General features: G+C 56.3%; 2 protein-coding genes and 1 pseudogene. 1 reads left to right on the top strand and 2 read right to left on the bottom strand.

From position 1 onward, the window contains the following. Positions 1 to 90: pseudogene (locus CFR72_RS16605) on the top strand (IS5-like element ISMex42 family transposase); the annotation flags it as partial. Here CFR72_RS16605 and CFR72_RS16610 read toward each other — a convergent pair. Together CFR72_RS16610 and CFR72_RS16615 are read right to left on the bottom strand one after the other, a co-directional pair. After that, the gene (locus CFR72_RS16610) at positions 87 to 1,541 is read right to left on the bottom strand and encodes a hemagglutinin repeat-containing protein (protein WP_110914799.1); all 1,455 of its coding nucleotides are present in this window, start codon (positions 1,539 to 1,541) and stop codon (positions 87 to 89) included. The pseudogene CFR72_RS16605 and the gene CFR72_RS16610 overlap by 4 nt on opposite strands. Positions 1,542 to 1,852: 311 nt before the next feature. After that, positions 1,853 to 2,508, bottom strand: a 656-nt coding sequence (locus CFR72_RS16615) for a hypothetical protein (RefSeq protein ID WP_146220775.1), incomplete at its 5' end; no start/stop codon positions are given.

Raw genomic sequence — 2,508 nt, forward strand, 5'->3', positions numbered from 1 at the left:
CGCGCTGTCGCAACCAGATATGAAAAAACAGCAACGTCGTTCCTCGCGGTCATCCACATCGCTGCCGCAGCAGACTGGATCAAGCCCTAACAGGCCCTAATCCTTGCAGTCCCAGCACGTTTTTTACCCACTGCAGTCGCACCGCCGATCATACCGCCCAATGCCCCTTCTCCTGAAGCCGGGCTGTTGGTCAGGACGCCGACGAATGTCTTCTGGGCATCGGGATCATCCAGAAACAGGCTGTTCGCCATCGAAACCACGATCGGATCAGTCAGTTTGTATAAAGCTCGAGACAACGCGGCACCAACCGCCTCCCCCAGAACGTTGCCATGTCCTAATGTGGCGCCGACGGCGTTACCTACGGCTTCAAGTCCAGTCCGGCCCGCGCCATCTTCTCCAAAAGCGTTTTTGTCAACGGACTCCAGACCGGTCGAGACCATGTCGCCGACCTGTCCCACGACCTGTTGGATCTGCAGGTCGTTCTGCATCTGCTGGGCGTCGAAGGTGTTGGTCAGCGGATGGCTGGACGTGGAGGGCGAGCGGGAGAGGTCGCCACTGGTGCTGCCGGCTGCGATCTGCACGTTCGAGCCGATGGCCGACTGCGTGACCGAACTGGCGTCCTGATGGGTCGCGGCCCCCAGCAGGCCACCGGCATTGGCCGCCATGCCCGTGCCAATCGCGGTGGCGAAGCTGCCGGTTCCCCCGCCCGTAGCCCCTTCGGGATTCATAACGTTGGCCTGATAGACCATCGTCTTCGCCGTGGCGTCGGCATGGTTGGCGATGCCATTGGCCACCAGCGTGCCCGTGGACAGCTGGTTGAGCGCGGCCGCCGCCGTGCTTTCGATCACGCCCCCGTTCAGGGTCGTCGTGCCACTCGCCGTAACATCAAGACCGCCACTGCCCGCATACAGCCCGGACTGCGTCGCCTCGGTCGAGGCATAGCTGTCCTTGACGGTCGTGTAACTGAAACTCGCGCTGCCCCCGATGTCACCCGCGCCCCAGACCGGGACCGAGAAGCTGGCGTCAATGCCCGTGGTCTTCGAATTGTAGCCCGACGTGTCCTGCGCCGTGGTGATGGTCAGGTCTTTCGTCGCGACATCAATCGATTTGCCGCTGATCTCCGCCCCGTTCAGGGTTGTCGCGCCGGTCGCGTTGGCGATGGTGACGTTGTCCGTGCCGCTGACCGTGCTGTCCACCGCCGTGCTGGACGCGGCATTGGTGTTGGTCTTCGAGGCGCCGAATTCGCCCTCAATGCTGACACCGGCCCCTTTCGTGCCGATGCTGGCCGAAGCCCCCACGCTCGCCTCGATCGATTTCGAGCTGGCGACCTCGTGCGTCGTGTCATATCCCGCCTGCAGCGTCACCTGCCCCGAAAGCTGGGACGCCGGCGCCACGATATTGCCCGACTGGCTGTCGGTCGGCACGCCGCATGTCGCGGTCACGGCCAGCGTGTTGCCCGCCGCCGCCGTCGAACCATGCACCGTGCCCGTCGTCAGCGTCGTGCTCGACTTCTCGAGGTCAAACCCAATATTGGACTTCACCGCGTTCAGGTCGATGTTATTTTATACCCCGCACTTTTTAAAATAAGACTCAGAAAATTCAGAACTTATTTAAAATATCTTTTTTTGCTACAGATAATGCGAAGACGAATGTGTCATATTTCACTTTGTTTTTTTTACATTCCTCCTTACAATCAGGAAATACTATACTAATTTTCTCTATTCCGTCGTCCGTAGACAAAAGACATATATATACTCCGTCAATGTATATCTCACAAACTATATTGTCATACTCAGAATCACTGAATATTTTTGTTTCTATTATTGATCCAGAAAAATCAAACTTCATGGTTCTAGAAATCCTCTAAATATACCGTTAGCATCGAAGCGTGCTCCTCGGCCGTCACCTGCGTCACATCTTTTCCTCCAAATCTGTTCCCGTTGTTAATCGTTTTATGTGTGTCATTAAGTATGGCATCTAGTTCTGCTTGCCCAGCCGCGTTAATTGCTGCTGGATTTCTTTTCGGGGCAGGAAATGCCGATCCCCTTCGTCCGCCATGCTTTTGTAAAGCCCGGCCAGCCCGGATAAGCTCGCCAGCTTTATCACTTGGATCAAGTAATTTTCCGGTGTCTAAGAGCTGTTTTGTTGGATCTGACGTCTTGTATTCGTCTTGGGGAGGCTCCTCACCTTCGGGCTCCGGAGTTGCACTTCCGCTACTTCTTGAAGATGCAACACCACCACTCCCAGACGGCGGTGAATTGTCTATTGCCTCGTTATTCTCAGAATGAACCGTCGTCCCTTTTCCGTCCGGCAAGTGATTGGCCAGCGCATCGTGAGCGACATATATGGCCGTACTGACATCCAGCACGACACCAACGCCCTTCACGATGGGATTGGGCACGCCTTCTAGCACTACAGTTGCATTTTGTGTCGTGAGTGAGCGCGGATAGCACTGGCCTGATGCGTTCGTCGAAAGACGGACCATCTGAGGATGTGAGAGACGGGTAG

The organism is Gluconacetobacter entanii (assembly GCF_003206495.1).
Classification (GTDB): domain Bacteria; phylum Pseudomonadota; class Alphaproteobacteria; order Acetobacterales; family Acetobacteraceae; genus Novacetimonas; species Novacetimonas entanii.